Genomic DNA, 14562 nt, shown 5'->3' on the forward strand with positions numbered 1-14562 from the left:
AAAGTACTTTTGGTAGTCCATAAAATAGCATTAATAAAAAACATGAAAAAGGTTCAAGGTGTACAGAAAAATAAATTAAGAGAATTAAAGGAAAACTCCCAAACTTTTTTATCTATTAATTTTCTTAAACATGGTGATCCCGACAGGATTCGAACCTGTGACCCACGGCTTAGAAGGCCGTTGCTCTATCCAGCTGAGCTACGGGACCCAACACCCAACTGATTATTTTCTCAATTCAAAATAGCATCTTTAACTCAATGTGTCCAAGATTGCTGCCGATCACTGCGAAAATTATCAGAATAAGAAACAGCACGCCGAATCGACATATGTGTCTTTTCTACACGATAAGGGATAGCATTCTTGCGTGCAAAAGCAATCGCTTCTTCCTTTCTATTAAATCGGATTCTTACCTGACTATTCATATCAGATGTTGCTGTGTAACCCATAAGAGGCTCCAGCATTTTTGCTTTTATCGGCTCATACTGCAGAATCCAAAAGCCTGTATTCCCCTTCCCTGACTGCATAGCTGTTTTAGCAGGACTATAAATACGTGCGATCATGCCTTTTCCCTTCAAATTACATAATTCTTGAATGATCGTTTTCACCACACGTACCCAACTGGGTCATTTTCATACACCTTATCAAATATGGTCGGAGCGATAGGATTCGAACCTACGACCCCCTGATCCCAAATCAGGTGCGCTACCAGGCTGCGCTACGCTCCGCCATTTAACATTTATTTGATGCACATTTCCTAAAATTTTCACAACAGAAGTGCAAGAGAAAAACACACTTTTTTTCAATTTTGTTGCATTTCTTTACAAAAAAGAACGTTTTTAAATTTTTTCCTCCCCCCCATAACATATTTATTGACGAAAATAGAAAATAGCATCCGTATCAAAATTCCATCAATATAAAAAATAATAAGCCTCTTTTTAGAAACATTTTCAAACACAAAAATATATAAGCTTGTAAAAGTGATGAAAAGAATACTTCATCCAATAAAATCTCAAAGCCATTTCTGACACGCATAAAAAAGTAAAAATAATATCTTTCACTTTTAACAGATATTAAGAAAGCAGAAAATTTAAATGACGTATCCTTCCTTATATTCAAACAATAATAAAAAGAAATATCATGTGAAGTCATGATAAGAAGTGTTTACGTTTTTTTTCTATTCAAAACTTCAGCAATCACAGCACGCGTTATTTTTCTTTTTCTTTGTAACGCCAACTGATCAACAGAATCAATGACATGCTTCAATGAAAACAAAGAACGTTCACAACGGCTGATAAGATAATAAACTGTATCTGGATGTACAATAAGCTGTCTATCGGAAAAAAGCTTAAAGGCAACAGCTGTTAACAATGCATCATCAGGCTGATTAATTTCAACAAACATCACCGAATTAAGACGACTTTTTAGATCATTTAACTTTAAATTCCAAGTAGAAGGTAGTGTTCGTGCCGTCATCAATAAAGTAGCTTGTCGTGCATCAACATTTGCTTGCTTAACACTGTTAATTAGATGAAAAAGTTCTGTTTCACTAATTTCACCAGCATCAATATTTTCTATTAAAAATGATCTGCCTAAAGAAGCCATAGCAACAGCCTGATCAATTTTATTATGCTGAACCCTGAATGCATTTGCTTTTTGCAGCCATATACTCGAAAAGTGCGTTTTTCCAGATCCTTCTTTTCCAACCAAAACGGCAATAGGTAAGCTCCAATTGGGCCAATGATCAATAAGCTGAAAAGCCATACGATTGCTATCCGTCACAACTAAATCATCAAATTGAAAAATCGCTTCATAAGGAAAATTTAAAGATAATTGCGTTTCTCGCCCATTCATTTTAGTGGCTCCGACTTTCCGCTTCGCGAATACATTTGAGAACTAAGATAAGTATGAAGGGCAAAACGAACTAAAACGCCTACAGCCGCCGCGGCAGGAACAGCCACAAGCATACCAGTAAAACCAAAAAGTGAAGAAAAAGCAAAAAGCGAAAACATCAACCACACAGGATGTAATCCCACGGATGAACCAACAAGTTTTGGTTGAAGAATATAACCTTCAATAAATTGGCCAATTAAAAAAAGTATCATCACAATGATGATTCCCCCCCAATTATTGGGATAAAACTGAACCCATGCAATCCCAACAGAAAGAACCAAACCACTCATTGTTCCAATATAAGGAATAAAACTAATAAGGCCAATAAACATACCAACCAAAAGACCAAAATTGAGTCCTGCAATTGTTAAACCAATCGCATAATAGCCCCCCAATATGAGGCAAACGGTTCCTTGTCCACGAACAAAGCCTGCGATAGCTCTATCCATTTCATGAAAAATACTTCGAACGGTTTCAAGATGATCACGTGGTATTAACGAATCAATTGTTGTCACCATACGTGGCCAATCTAATAACATATAAAATGTCACCACAGGCGCCACAACAAATAAGCTAACAATATTAACAATAGACTTTCCTGATTTCAAAAGTGAATTCAAAAGAGATGTAATAAAATCAGAACCTTCTCCCAAAAGCCCTTTAATATTACTCCGTAATTCATTTGGATCACTTCCAAAATAGTGCCTTATCCAATCAAAATCATGCTCAACGAAAAAAGTTTGAATACGATTAATATAAACAGGTAAGCCATCACTCACAAATTGCTGTATTTGCGAACTAATAATAGGAATCAGAATAACTAAAGCAGCAACAAAGATAATAACAATAAATAAGGTAATAAGGACAGTACCAAAAACACGGCGAATACCAAACTTTTCAAGGAGTTGAACAATGGGATTAAGAAAATAAGCCAACACAATTCCTGCCACAAAAGGAAGCAAAATTGATCCAAAAACAAACATAAAAAAAATGAAAAAAATCAGCGTCCCCAGCCAAAAAAAGATTTGTCTTTTCATATTATTTGGCAACGGTAATTGTGTATATGCTGGCGTATAAGTTTTATAACGATCACGGGATGTACTCTCACTCACTTTCTTTTTCATAAGTTGCCAAGAAGACTGTCCGTGATTATCTGATATCTTGCTCATAAAATATCCTAAAAAAATTCTTCACAAAAATTATAAACATCTTCAAAATAAGGTACAAGTAAAGTTGCTTATTTTGTTATCAATATCTCTTGCAGAGAAAACTCTATCATGGCATTGCATAACGTCAAAACTCGATTTCCCACTAAAGGAAGGCTCCAATGAGCAATCAAGATCTTACAAATACTAAATCCAAGGCTGGTCTTACCTACGCAAAATCCGGTGTAAACATTGATATGGGTAATGCTATGGTAGAAAAAATTAAACCCTTTATACGCGCAACAAAACGAGCCGGAGCAGATGCAGAAATTGGCGGTTTTGGTGGCCTTTTTGATTTAAAAGCAGCCGGATTTACAAATCCTATCTTAGTCGCAGCCAATGATGGTGTGGGAACAAAACTAAAAATTGCCATTGAAGTAGGCTATCATCACACTATAGGAATTGATCTGGTTGCTATGTGTGTCAATGATTTACTTGTACAAGGAGCGGAACCTCTTTTCTTTCTGGATTATTTTGCAACTGGAAAACTTGACCCTGAACAAGGTGCTGCAATTGTTTCTGGCATTGCAGAAGGATGTAAACAAGCCGGCGCTGCTCTTATTGGGGGAGAAACTGCAGAAATGCCAGGAATCTATGCAGAAGGAGATTATGATCTAGCAGGTTTTGCGGTAGGCGCATGTGAACGCAGCGCGCTTCTCCCTTCAAAAGATCTAACAGAAGGCGATATTATCTTAGGTCTAAGCGCCTCTGGAATTCATTCCAACGGCTTTTCGCTTGTTCGACGAATCATTCAAGAAAGTCATCTCAAATGGAATGACCCTGCCCCTTTTTCCCCTAAAAACAGCCTTGGTACAGCACTCCTAACACCAACACGCATTTACGTGAAATCGCTTCTTCTTATCATGCGAAAATATGAAGGAATTAAAGCTCTAGCACATATTACAGGTGGAGGCTTTCCTGAAAATATTCCACGTGTCATTCCTTCTTCTCTCTGTGCTGAAATTAATCTTTCTACCATCAATGTTCCCTCCGTCTTTTCATGGATTGCCAAACAAGGTAAAATAGAAAAAACAGAAATGTTACGAACGTTCAATTGTGGTATTGGCATGATCATTATCGTCGCACAGCATGCAGCTGGAACAATTACGCAAGCTCTTGAAAAAAATGGAGAGACTGTGACTCCTCTTGGTATTTTAATAAAACGCCAAGATCAAAATAAAGGAATACTTTATAAAGGGGAACTGTATTTATGAAAAAACAAATCGTTGTTTTCATTTCTGGTAATGGATCCAATATGGTCGCCCTTGCTCAAGCAAGCCAGCAAAAGGAATATCCTGCTGAAATCACCGCAGTTATTTGCGATAATTCACGTGCAAACGGTATTGAAAAGGCACAGAATCACAACCTACCTATTCATATTGTTGATCGCAAAATTTACAAAACAAAAGAAGAACATGAAGAAGATATTTTCATGATTTTAGATCAATATAAACCGGATTTTATCTGCTTTGCGGGGTATATGCGCCTTATCTCATCGCATTTCGTAAAACGTTATGAGGGACGAATTTTAAACATTCACCCTTCTCTTTTACCCTCATTTAAAGGCTTAAATACGCATGAAAGAGTTTTACAAGCAGGCGTAAAAATCACGGGGTGCACTGTTCATCTTGTTACAGAAGACATGGATGCAGGCAAAATCCTTGCCCAAGCAGCCGTTCCAGTCTATCCTGATGATACCGCTGAGTGCTTAGCACAAAGAGTTCTTAAAGCAGAGCATAAACTCTATCCCGAAGCCCTAAAAGTATTTATTGAAGGAAAGAGCAGAATAGCCGATACGCAACAACAGCTCTTATCCTTTTGAATGTATCAGCAATCTTATAGCATTTTTTAACGTTGTAGATACAGTTTATCTTTAGAATCTATGATTAAAAAAAACTCTAAAGTTGACAGGGTAAAGCTATTTCTTCATAAATTTTTGCATAGAATGTGCAATTGTTTTGAATTTTAGTTAAATTTCCAAATCGTTCTTCTTCATTTCGTTTTCTGGACATTGCCACGAGCTCTATTGATTAAAATGCTCTCGTATTTCCCCTAAAAAATCTTAAAACACGCAATTTTTCTATTGCATCTATTTTTGTGTCATGACGCAAGTGTTTCTTTAACTGTTAGAGCTAACTGTTTGAGTGTAAAAGGTTTAGATAAAAAACCAAAAACAGCATCTTGTGGAAGATTCTTAGCAAAAGCATCTTTTGCATATCCAGAAACGAAAAGAAATTTGATATCAGGATAGTTTTTACGGACTTCCTTCAATAAAGTGGGCCCATCCATTTCTGGCATCACCACATCGGAAACAATAATATCAACAACGCCTTTTTTTTCCTCAAGAATAGAAAGGGCTTCCACCCCACTAGCTGCCTCCAAAACCGTATATCCTCTCATTTGAAGAGCTCTTACCCCCCCCATTCTGACCGCATCCTCATCTTCAACCAATAAAACAGTCGCAGATCCTGTTAAGTCTATATTTTTATCTTTCTCTTCCTCTTTTTCAATTTTTTGAGAAATTTCTCCTTTTATATCTGGGATATAACGGGGCAGAAAAATATGAAATGTTGCTCCTTCTCCCTCTTTACTTTCACAATAAATATACCCACCACTCTGCTTGATAATTCCATAAACCATTGATAAACCAAGGCCTGTTCCTTTTCCAACTTCTTTGGTTGTAAAAAAAGGCTCAAACATTTTTTCTTGTACAGCAGTAGATATCCCAGTTCCTGTATCTGAAATAGTCAATTGCACATATTCACCAATTGCTAAACCAAGATGATTAAAGTCAGCACTTTGTTGTTTTGTAATATTGTTTGTCGCAATCGTAACAATACCTCCATCAAACATAGCATCACGCGCATTAATAACCAAATTCATAATCACACGCTGAAAAGAGGCTTGATCGACTTCAACGCTCCACAAATCTCTTCCATGAATAATTTTTAACTGAATATTATTTCCCAAAAGGGGTAAAATAAGATTGCGGATATCTGATAAAAATTCAGTGAAATCAACCTCTTCAGGTCGAAGGGTTTGCTTTCTAGAAAAAGCGAGTAATTGCTGTACAAGAGCAGCTGCACGATTAGCATTATTTTTAATATTGATCAGATCAGCATGAGCAGGATCAGAGCTACGATGCGTATTTAAAAGAAGATCACATGACATTAAAATTGCTGTCAAAACATTATTAAAATCATGCGCAATGCCACCTGCCAATTGTCCAACAGCTTGCATCTTCTGGCTTTGCATCATTTTATCTTCAAGTGTTTTTTGTTCTGTTGTTTCAATGACAGAGATAATAATCAAATCTTGTAGTGTATCACCATGATAGGGTGGTACAGACATCACATGGAGGCGTAAATAGCGTTCTTCATTCTTTTCTAAAACCGTTTCCAGAGAAACAAAATAATTTTTATTGGTCGCAATTTTCTGAAAAGCACGCTCTAACTGCATACAATCACGACGAGAAATAATATCATAAAAGCTGATAGTCTTATCCATACATGCCGTAAGTGATGAAAAAACATTATTCATATGAATCAATTGCCCTTCCTGATTTACCACGGCTATTGCAAAAGGACTCGCATCAAAATATTCTTCTAATATACTTGGTAATTTTGATTGATCATCCTCTTCTTTTTGTATTTGTTGTGGAATAATCACAATACGATAAACGGCTTCCTCCTCTAAGAGAGAAGAAGCAGAAATAAAACAATGAAATATTTTCTCACCTATCGTCTGTGAATTTAAATACAATGAAAATCTATAAGGTAAAGAGTAACCTGAGTTTTGATATCTATTAGTTTGTAAACAAATATCACTCCATGAGCTTTTAGCGCCAGCGCTCTCAAATAATGAATCAAAATGATATTGACCAACCAAAAAATTTGCTAAATCAATAGAGAACCATTCGGCAAAAACCGCATTGGCATAAAGAAGTGTACCTTGTGTATTAACGGATACAAAACCAATAGGCGCTTGATCTAAGTGATTAATCGCCTCTTGAAGGTTAGAGAAAAAAACTTCTCGGTTTTGTTGTAAATGCGAAACATCGCTAATACGCCAAAATAAAAGCTTTTTTTTCCGTTTTGTAATAGGTTGAACAGAGATATTATACCAAACAGATTTTTTTTGTGTAGAATCGGTAAAGATTGGTTGCTCTACTCTTAGCTCTTCTTGCGCAGCAAAATTATTATAGGCTGCAACTTTTAAGCGATAAGAAAGTGCACCAGCTCCTGGAAGATCAGCAATAACTCTATAACAAGACTCTTCAGGCTTATAGGTTAGAATTTTTTGATAATTTTGATTAGAATAATAAACAAAACCAGAAAGATCAGAGATTACAATTGTATCATCGCTCCTATTAAAGATGCTAAAATCAAAATCTTCATGTAGCCACAATGCGTGGCATCTTAACATTCCCATTCCACTTAAAATGAGTGTTGCAACACCGATAGTTGCTAGAATCAAAAAAGAGGCTACCACAGCCTTTTGCAAATAACTTTGTGGATAAAAAAAATCTAAAATGCCCACAGTGAAAAGGAAAACAAAGATAAAAACAACACCTAAAATAACAACTCTCCGACGAACAGAAGACGCTGATCTTTCATTATTCTCAAAACCTTTATCCATCTTTCTTTGCCTTAGATTTAGCTGTCTCTTATGCTAAGAAACTTCCTTTATATTCATTGTTATAAAATATATACTATGATATCACCTTTCTAAGAAAGCTCACTTAATGTTAAAAAGTTTATTTCTTTGTCTTTAAGTGAAACTTTTAAGGGGATGTTTATAAATTTATCTCAATAAAAAACGATAGTTTCCATACCAAAATGGGAGAAAATCTATGGTTATCTGGTTATCAGACCAAATAGGTACATCTGCTGCAAACATAACGATAAGTTTTTTGCTTTTTATAATAACAATCACAGCTATTACCATAATTATCTTTTTTTTACGCCGTTTAAATATGGGAAGATTCAACACGAATAGAAAAAAAAATCTATCACGGTTAGCATTATGTGAAGCAATTTCTCTAGATCGAACACGCCGCCTTGTTTTAGTCCGTTGTGATAATAAAGAACATTTACTCCTTATTGGCGGATTAACAGATGTAGTTGTAGAATCCGATATTACCAGCACATCCAGAACACAAAAGAGAGAAATGCCCCCCCACTCCACCTCCTCCCTTCCAGAAAGAAACGAGACGACAAATAAAACCTCCTTTTCTTTTACGAATCAAACGGTACAAGATTCAGCCATCACAGCCGAAATTGAAGGGAGACAAGAACCATCTTTGTTTATTCCCACTCCTCCAAAATAAAATATACAATTTGATCACTTACGAACTTCGTTTGTTTATCGTTCTCATGACTTTAATCATCACGATAAACTTTTTCACGTCGTTCGTGACGTTCTTGTGCTTCCAGTGACAAAACGGCAATCGGCCGAGCCTCAAGACGCTTTATACTAATAGGTTCGCCAGTTTCTTCACAAAAACCATATGTCCCATTATCAATTCGCTCCAAGGCAGCATCTATTTTTGCAATAAGTTTCCTTTGACGATCACGAGCACGTAATTCAATTGTACGATCAGTTTCACAAGATGCCCGATCGGTCAAATCTGGTTGACCAACATTCTCTTCCTGCAAATTTTCCAAAGTCTCACGCGCTTCTTTTAAGATATCATTTTTCCAAGAAATCAATTTAGCACGAAAATACGCCTTTTGCCGTTCATTCATAAAAGGCTCATCTTCACTAGGGCGATATTGACCATCAATCTCTTCGCTCATGCAATAAAAAACCTCCACATCTGCTCTGTGGGGTCTATATATTGTGCAATACCCATCAACACAAGAATAAAATGTTCTTTCATAACAATCTACAAATATGTCTAAATACGCTGTTTGATCCTGATCGCTTTTTTGACTAAGTTGAAATTTTGATCAAAGATCACCCCAAAATCACCTTTCTCATTTATTAAGGAACCTCAAAAAGAAGAAAGTTCCAAGCAATCTCCCTCCTCCTTTTTCAGTGCACTAAAATTTAAATGGAACACCAATAAATCATTTCACCAATGCCAAAAAATAAAAATCTTTATAAAGGTAAAGTGTGATATCCACGATTTAAATACATCAAAGCATCTTTTTCTTGACTACGGTTGATCGCAACAACTTCACCAATCAAGACACAATGGGTTGCATGATCGTGCCAACAAATTAAACGACAATCAAAAGAGGCTAAAGCATCTGAAAGACTAGGCGCTCCCGTCTGCAAAGTTCCCCATTGAGTCCTATCAAAACGCTCATTTTGTGTGACATTGCAACGCCTTGAAAAGGCATCCGCTAATGGACGATGTTTTCCTGCTAAGCTATTAACACAAAAAATTCCATTCTCCATAAACACATGATTCTTCAGATTATGGCGCATAAGACAAACAAGAAGCGTTGGAGGATCATCTGATAAAGAACAACACGCTGAAACGGTTACCCCGCGCTTTCCTTTAATGCCATCTGTTGTCACAATATGCACAGCGCCTGCAAAATGGCTCATAGCATCTCGATATTCTTGCGAAGAAACGGTAATATTATCTTGAAGTTCAGGCTTCAAACATGTTTTATGATTCGACATATCTTTCACTTATCAAACTTTAAAATTTCAAGCGATCTTTGTATAAAAAATTTATAATACGTATTTTTCTTTTTCGTCATAACACAAAAGATATTTGTGTATACACAGCGACATGATAAAAACAGCCAATCAAGGAGATTTTTATGCCCCATTCTCATCTCATTTCACCTTCTCTCTTAGCATCTGATTTTTCCAAACTTGGGCAAGAAATATTAGATGTTGTTGACGCTGGTGCAGATTGGCTCCATCTTGATATTATGGATGGGCACTTTGTTCCGAACATCACCTTTGGCCCTGAAATCATCAAGGCTCTGCGTCCATTAACCAAAGCAATATTTGATGTCCACCTGATGATCAAACCAGTTGATCCTTATTTGGAAGCTTTTGCAAAAGCGGGTGCAGATATTATAACTATTCATGCTGAAGCAAGTCCCCATCTTCATCGCTCACTCCAAACAATCAAAGCAATGGGTAAAAAAGCAGGAATTGCACTCAATCCAAGCACCCCTGAACATGTCCTTGAATATTTGCTTGATCAATTAGATCTCATCCTCATCATGACGGTCAATCCAGGTTTTGGTGGACAAAATTTTATTCCAGAAATAAAAGATAAAATTAAGCGCGTTAAAAGCATGATTGCAAACCGCCCTATTGATCTTGAAGTTGATGGTGGTATCACCGTTGATACAATTGGAATAACTGCAAAAGCTGGTGCAAATGTATTTGTTGCAGGCTCTGCAATTTATAAAAACGGAAACAAAGAGCTTTACAAAGCACGCATGAGTGCATTGCGCCAAGCAGCACTCCTCTCACAACAAGGAACAAAATGATGATCGCACGTTATTCCCGCCCTGAAATGGTAGCAATTTGGTCACCCGAAACGAAATATCGTATTTGGTTTGAAATTGAAGCCCATGCCTGTGATGCTCTTGCTCAACTGGGAGTTATTCCGAAAGAAGCCGCCAAAGTCATTTGGAAAAAAGGGGCAGCCGCTAAATTTGATGTCAATCGTATTGATGAAATTGAAACCATTACCAAACATGATGTTATTGCTTTTCTAACCCACCTCGCTGAATTCATTGGACCAGAAGCACGTTTTATCCACCAAGGTATGACATCATCTGATGTTCTTGATACAACGCTGAGCATTCAATTGATGCGTGCGAGTGATATTTTGCTCAAAGATATAGACCAACTTCTTGAAGCCTTAAAAAAACGTGCTTTTGAACATAAAGAAACCATCACTATTGGGCGGAGTCATGGCATTCATGCTGAACCAACGACATTTGGAGTCAAATTCGCTCTCGCATACGCTGAGTTTTCCCGTTGTCGCAAACGTCTTCTAGCTGCACGCGAAGAAATTTCTACTTGCGCAATTTCGGGCGCTGTAGGAACTTTTGCCAATATCGATCCACGCGTTGAAGAACACGTCGCAAAAGCCTTGAGGATGCATGCTGAACCCGTTTCCACCCAAGTTATACCACGGGATCGTCATGCGATGTTTTTTGCAACGCTTGGTGTTATTGCGTCCTCTATTGAAAGGCTCGCGATAGAAATACGCCATTTACAGCGAACGGAAGTTCTCGAAGCAGAAGAACATTTCTCACCAGGGCAAAAAGGTTCATCAGCAATGCCTCATAAACGTAATCCAGTTTTAACAGAAAATTTAACGGGGTTAGCCCGTATGGTCCGTGCATTTGCACTCCCTGCCATGGAAAACGTAGCACTTTGGCATGAACGCGATATTTCTCACTCATCTGTCGAGCGTTATATTGGCCCTGATGCAACGATTACACTTGATTTTGCTCTTTCTCGCCTCACATCTGTCATTGAAAATTTAATTGTCTATCCAGAAAACATGCGAAAAAATCTCAATAAATTCCGAGGTCTTGTTCACTCACAACGGGTACTTTTAGCACTCACACAAGCAGGAATCAGTCGCGAAGATGCGTATCGAATTGTACAACGAAATGCGATGAAGGTTTGGGAACAAGGAAAAGATTTTTTAGAAGAACTGCTCAATGACAAAGATGTTAGCAAAGCTTTAAGTGAATCAGAGCTTCGAGAAAAATTTGATCTTTCTTATCACACCAAACATATCAATACGATTTTTAAACGTGTTTTTGAACAACAATAGAACAACATAGAAAGCCTAAATCTATTCCCTCTATGATCAAAAAACTATTGTAACAAAGAAAACAATTCATGAAAGCAAATCAACTCGATATTCTTATTGTTCCTGGCTACAAAGGATCTGGCCCTGATCATTGGCAAACACGTTGGGAGAAAAAACTGTCGACAGCCCGCCGCATAGAACAAGCCCATTGGTCAAAACCTGTTTGTGATGAGTGGGTTAATGAAGTTAAAACCGCCATCGCACAAGCTCAAAGGCCTGTTATGATTATCGCTCATTCATTAGGGGTTCCTACCGCACTTCATGCAACGGTACAAAATGCAGAAAAAATTTGTGGCGCTTTCTTTGTTGCGCCTCCGGATGTCGCTAATGAGAAAATACGTCCCAAACATTTAATGACATTTGGCCCCTATCATCGTCAAAAGTTGCCTTTTCCTTCTATTGTCATAGCCAGCCGCAACGATGAATTTTGTCAATTTTCAGTAGCAGAAAAAATCGCTCATGACTGGGGTTCACTCCTTGTTGATGCTGGGTGTTCCGGCCATATTAACGCAGAATCTGGACATGGACCTTGGCCTGAAGGACTTATGGTTCTCTCTCATTTTCTTGCAAAAATTTGATCCAAAGAGAGGGTCTTTTTCTCATTACCTCTGTATCTTTTCCTTTAGGCAGATGTATCATGACAAAAATTATAAAAGTATCATAGCAATATCATTGAGAATTTCGATCAATTAGGATAGTATCATTGACTAATGTTATTTAAAACCTCTCAAGCTAAATAGAGAATTATAATGAATCGTCGTCACCGTATTTATGAAGGCAAGGCCAAAATTTTATATGAAGGTCCTGAACCAGGAACGTATATTCAATTTTTTAAAGATGATGCCACAGCCTTTAATGCAAAAAAACATGAAATTATCGACGGAAAAGGGGTTTTAAACAACCGAATTTCGGAACATATCTTTAGCCATCTTGGGCGTCTGGGTATCCCAACACATTTCATCAAACGCATAAATATGCGCGAACAGCTTATTAAAGCGGTAGAAATTATTCCATTGGAAGTTGTTGTTCGCAATGTCGCAGCTGGCTCTCTTGCAAAACGTTTAGGACTAGAAGAAGGAACCCCACTTCCGCAATCCATCATAGAGTTCTACTATAAGAATGATTCTCTTGATGATCCGATGGTGACAGAAGAACATATCACTGCTTTTGGGTGGGCTGCCCCACAAGAGCTAGAAGATATCATGCAACTTTCAATTCGTATTAACGATTTTCTTTCTGGGCTTTTTGCCGGTGTTAATATCCAGTTAATTGATTTTAAAATGGAGTTTGGTCGCCTGTGGGAAGATGAAACAATGCGCATTGTTCTTGCTGATGAAATTTCACCTGATTCTGCGCGACTATGGGATATGCAAACACGAGAAAAAATGGATAAAGATCGTTTTCGTCGTGATATGGGGGGGCTTATTAATGCCTATCAAGAGGTTGCCAAACGCCTTGGTATTATGAATGAAAATGAACCAACTCGGCCAAGTGGTCCTGTCCTGGTAAAATAAAAATGTCCTGATAAAATAAAAACACGTCAAGGTAAAGTAATTACACCCTTCTATCAATACATCTCTCTTCAAAGGAGAGGTTCTTTAAAAAACAGGAAGCAAAAAATGAAAGCACGCATTACAGTTACTTTAAAAGAAAGCGTCCTTGATCCACAAGGAGAAGCAATTGTCAGTGCTTTAAAAAGTTTAGCTTTCGAAGGTATTCACTCCATTCGTCAAGGAAAAGTTTTTGATATTGTTCTTGATGATCAACCCTCTGAAACAGCAAAGAAAAAACTTGCGCAGATGTGTGAAGAATTACTCGCAAATACTGTCATTGAAAATTATACTATCGAACTTCTTTAAGTGAAACACCCATGAAAACTGCCATCATTCAACTTCCTGGATTAAATCGCGACCGAGATATGGTTGCAGCATTGCATCATATAACAGGAGTTGAGCCACTCAAAATTTGGCAAACAGAAACAACAATTCCCGATGTAGATGTTATTATTATTCCGGGTGGTTTTTCTTATGGCGACTATTTGCGATGTGGGGCTATTGGAGCACGAACCCCCGTCTTAAAAGCTATTCGTGAAAAAGCACAAAAAGGGGTTACGATAATAGGTATTTGTAATGGATTTCAAATTTTATTGGAAGCTGGATTGCTCCCTGGGGCTTTAATGCGTAACGCCTCCTTAAAATTTGTTTGTCGTGAAGTCAAACTTGAAGTCGTTAACGCCAAAACAAAATTTTCTCGATATTATTCTAAAGGACAAATTATTTGTTGTCCTGTTGCCCACCACGATGGAAATTACTTTGCTGACAGTGAAACATTAAAACAGATGGAAGATAATGAACAAATTGTTTTTCGCTATGCAGAAAATACAAACCCTAACGGCTCAATAAAAGATATTGCTGGTATTGTTAATAAAGCTGGTAATATTCTTGGTATGATGCCCCATCCTGAAAACTTTATTGAACCTGCTCATGGAGGAATTGACGGTCGTTTACTTTTTCAAAGCACTTTAGAATTAGTTAATAGGTGATGCTACAAAAATCCCTATACGCAATAACTTTAAAAACAAAAGTTTATATCATTTCTCACGTTGTAAATTTATAAACGGGAATTTTATACAAATAACAATGGATATTATTAAAT

15 protein-coding genes and 2 tRNA genes are annotated in these 14562 nt (G+C 37.2%); 9 read left to right on the forward strand and 8 right to left on the reverse strand.

What is annotated here, in order from left to right; translation table 11 throughout:
- Positions 1–131 precede the first annotated feature (131 nt).
- From NNJ85_RS04905 to NNJ85_RS04925, 5 genes are all read right to left on the reverse strand, one after another.
- A tRNA-Arg gene (locus NNJ85_RS04905) sits at positions 132–208 on the reverse strand.
- A 46-nt stretch (positions 209–254) separates the two neighbouring features.
- Positions 255–560 (reverse strand): ETC complex I subunit, encoded by a 306-nt coding sequence (locus tag NNJ85_RS04910; protein WP_254474868.1) that lies wholly within the window; start codon positions 558–560, stop codon positions 255–257.
- A gap of 88 nt (positions 561–648) precedes the next feature.
- A tRNA-Pro gene (locus NNJ85_RS04915) sits at positions 649–725 on the reverse strand.
- A gap of 436 nt (positions 726–1161) precedes the next feature.
- Positions 1162–1851, reverse strand: a complete 690-nt coding sequence (gene hdaA / locus NNJ85_RS04920; RefSeq protein ID WP_254474098.1) for a DnaA regulatory inactivator HdaA — start codon at positions 1849–1851, stop codon at positions 1162–1164.
- Positions 1848–3059, reverse strand: coding sequence for an AI-2E family transporter (locus tag NNJ85_RS04925; protein ID WP_254474099.1), 1212 nt, complete (start codon positions 3057–3059; stop codon positions 1848–1850). Before NNJ85_RS04925 ends, hdaA begins: the two co-directional genes overlap by 4 nt.
- A gap of 158 nt (positions 3060–3217) precedes the next feature.
- On the opposite strand from NNJ85_RS04925, the gene purM reads away from it, so the two are divergent.
- Both purM and purN read left to right on the forward strand, forming a co-directional pair.
- Positions 3218–4309, forward strand: a complete 1092-nt coding sequence (gene purM / locus NNJ85_RS04930) for a phosphoribosylformylglycinamidine cyclo-ligase (RefSeq protein WP_254474109.1) — start codon at positions 3218–3220, stop codon at positions 4307–4309.
- A complete protein-coding gene (purN, locus tag NNJ85_RS04935) occupies positions 4306–4917 on the forward strand; it encodes a phosphoribosylglycinamide formyltransferase (RefSeq protein ID WP_254474110.1) in 612 nt (203 codons plus the stop codon). The genes purM and purN overlap by 4 nt, the downstream gene beginning before the upstream one ends.
- A gap of 278 nt (positions 4918–5195) precedes the next feature.
- Here the strand turns inward: purN and NNJ85_RS04940 are convergent, their stop codons facing one another.
- Positions 5196–7733, reverse strand: a complete 2538-nt coding sequence (locus NNJ85_RS04940) for a response regulator (RefSeq protein WP_254474112.1) — start codon at positions 7731–7733, stop codon at positions 5196–5198.
- A gap of 214 nt (positions 7734–7947) precedes the next feature.
- Here NNJ85_RS04940 and NNJ85_RS04945 point away from each other — a divergent pair, with 214 nt between their 5' ends.
- Complete coding sequence (locus tag NNJ85_RS04945) at positions 7948–8424, forward strand: flagellar biosynthetic protein FliO (RefSeq protein ID WP_254474113.1); 477 nt, start codon at positions 7948–7950, stop codon at positions 8422–8424.
- Positions 8425–8476: 52 nt separating this feature from the next.
- On the opposite strand, the gene dksA is transcribed toward NNJ85_RS04945, so the two are convergent.
- The gene (gene dksA, locus NNJ85_RS04950; RefSeq protein WP_139413328.1) at positions 8477–8893 is read right to left on the reverse strand and encodes an RNA polymerase-binding protein DksA; all 417 of its coding nucleotides are present in this window, start codon (positions 8891–8893) and stop codon (positions 8477–8479) included.
- A 304-nt stretch (positions 8894–9197) separates the two neighbouring features.
- Positions 9198–9731 (reverse strand): flavin reductase, encoded by a 534-nt coding sequence (locus NNJ85_RS04955; protein ID WP_254474114.1) that lies wholly within the window; start codon positions 9729–9731, stop codon positions 9198–9200.
- 143 nt (positions 9732–9874) lie between these two features.
- On the opposite strand from NNJ85_RS04955, the gene rpe reads away from it, so the two are divergent.
- From rpe to purQ, 6 genes are all read left to right on the forward strand, one after another.
- Positions 9875–10561: a ribulose-phosphate 3-epimerase gene (gene rpe, locus NNJ85_RS04960; RefSeq protein WP_254474121.1), complete on the forward strand. Its 687-nt coding sequence runs from the start codon at positions 9875–9877 to the stop codon at positions 10559–10561.
- Positions 10561–11868, forward strand: coding sequence for an adenylosuccinate lyase (gene purB / locus NNJ85_RS04965; RefSeq protein ID WP_254474869.1), 1308 nt, complete (start codon positions 10561–10563; stop codon positions 11866–11868). The genes rpe and purB overlap by 1 nt, the downstream gene beginning before the upstream one ends.
- A gap of 68 nt (positions 11869–11936) precedes the next feature.
- A complete protein-coding gene (locus NNJ85_RS04970; protein ID WP_254474123.1) occupies positions 11937–12485 on the forward strand; it encodes an alpha/beta hydrolase in 549 nt (182 codons plus the stop codon).
- Positions 12486–12656: 171 nt separating this feature from the next.
- Positions 12657–13421: a phosphoribosylaminoimidazolesuccinocarboxamide synthase gene (gene purC, locus NNJ85_RS04975; protein WP_254474125.1), complete on the forward strand. Its 765-nt coding sequence runs from the start codon at positions 12657–12659 to the stop codon at positions 13419–13421.
- 105 nt (positions 13422–13526) lie between these two features.
- Positions 13527–13766, forward strand: coding sequence for a phosphoribosylformylglycinamidine synthase subunit PurS (purS, locus tag NNJ85_RS04980; RefSeq protein ID WP_254474127.1), 240 nt, complete (start codon positions 13527–13529; stop codon positions 13764–13766).
- An 11-nt stretch (positions 13767–13777) separates the two neighbouring features.
- Positions 13778–14449: a phosphoribosylformylglycinamidine synthase subunit PurQ gene (gene purQ, locus NNJ85_RS04985; protein ID WP_254474129.1), complete on the forward strand. Its 672-nt coding sequence runs from the start codon at positions 13778–13780 to the stop codon at positions 14447–14449.
- Positions 14450–14562 lie beyond the last annotated feature (113 nt).

The sequence above is a fragment of the Bartonella sp. B1098 genome, from assembly GCF_944896145.1.
In the GTDB taxonomy this organism is placed as follows: Bacteria; Pseudomonadota; Alphaproteobacteria; order Rhizobiales; family Rhizobiaceae; genus Bartonella.

Excerpts from the sequence above, each read along its gene's own strand:
- NNJ85_RS04945 (WP_254474113.1), top strand. The coding sequence starts at position 7,948 with ATGGTTATCTGGTTATCAGACCAAATAGGTACATCTGCTGCAAACATA.
- purC (WP_254474125.1), top strand. The coding sequence starts at position 12,657 with ATGAATCGTCGTCACCGTATTTATGAAGGCAAGGCCAAAATTTTATAT.
- purM (WP_254474109.1), top strand. The coding sequence starts at position 3,218 with ATGAGCAATCAAGATCTTACAAATACTAAATCCAAGGCTGGTCTTACC.
- dksA (WP_139413328.1), bottom strand. The coding sequence starts at position 8,893 with ATGAGCGAAGAGATTGATGGTCAATATCGCCCTAGTGAAGATGAGCCT.
- NNJ85_RS04970 (WP_254474123.1), top strand. The coding sequence starts at position 11,937 with ATGAAAGCAAATCAACTCGATATTCTTATTGTTCCTGGCTACAAAGGA.
- purN (WP_254474110.1), top strand. The coding sequence starts at position 4,306 with ATGAAAAAACAAATCGTTGTTTTCATTTCTGGTAATGGATCCAATATG.
- hdaA (WP_254474098.1), bottom strand. The coding sequence starts at position 1,851 with ATGAATGGGCGAGAAACGCAATTATCTTTAAATTTTCCTTATGAAGCG.
- NNJ85_RS04955 (WP_254474114.1), bottom strand. The coding sequence starts at position 9,731 with ATGTCGAATCATAAAACATGTTTGAAGCCTGAACTTCAAGATAATATT.
- NNJ85_RS04940 (WP_254474112.1), bottom strand. The coding sequence starts at position 7,733 with ATGGATAAAGGTTTTGAGAATAATGAAAGATCAGCGTCTTCTGTTCGT.
- purB (WP_254474869.1), top strand. The coding sequence starts at position 10,561 with ATGATCGCACGTTATTCCCGCCCTGAAATGGTAGCAATTTGGTCACCC.
- purS (WP_254474127.1), top strand. The coding sequence starts at position 13,527 with ATGAAAGCACGCATTACAGTTACTTTAAAAGAAAGCGTCCTTGATCCA.
- rpe (WP_254474121.1), top strand. The coding sequence starts at position 9,875 with ATGCCCCATTCTCATCTCATTTCACCTTCTCTCTTAGCATCTGATTTT.
- purQ (WP_254474129.1), top strand. The coding sequence starts at position 13,778 with ATGAAAACTGCCATCATTCAACTTCCTGGATTAAATCGCGACCGAGAT.
- NNJ85_RS04910 (WP_254474868.1), bottom strand. The coding sequence starts at position 560 with ATGATCGCACGTATTTATAGTCCTGCTAAAACAGCTATGCAGTCAGGG.
- NNJ85_RS04925 (WP_254474099.1), bottom strand. The coding sequence starts at position 3,059 with ATGAGCAAGATATCAGATAATCACGGACAGTCTTCTTGGCAACTTATG.